1 protein-coding gene is annotated in these 206 nt (G+C 65.0%); it reads right to left on the reverse strand.

Annotated elements, in window-relative coordinates; all coding sequences use genetic code 11:
• The coding region (locus RYB66_RS05770; RefSeq protein WP_316894035.1) for an FUSC family protein at positions 1 to 206 on the reverse strand (206 nt) is incomplete at both ends.

Below are 206 nucleotides of genomic sequence, written 5' to 3' on the forward strand. Positions count from 1 at the left end.
AGGCGGCGCCCCTGCCAGTCCGGCAGGACGAAGAACACCGCCAGCACCGCGATCAGGCAACCCAGCAGGGTGTCCAGTAGCCGCGGCCAGATCAGCATGAAACCGTTGCCCACCTGGTTGAAGCAGAACAGCACCATCAGGGTGATGGCCGCGGTGGCGACGGTGTAGCGATCGGTCCGGGTGATGAAGAACACCAGACCGGCGAC

Source organism: Pseudomonas syringae group sp. 243L2, from assembly GCF_032587875.1.
Lineage (GTDB): Bacteria > Pseudomonadota > Gammaproteobacteria > Pseudomonadales > Pseudomonadaceae > Aquipseudomonas > Aquipseudomonas amygdali.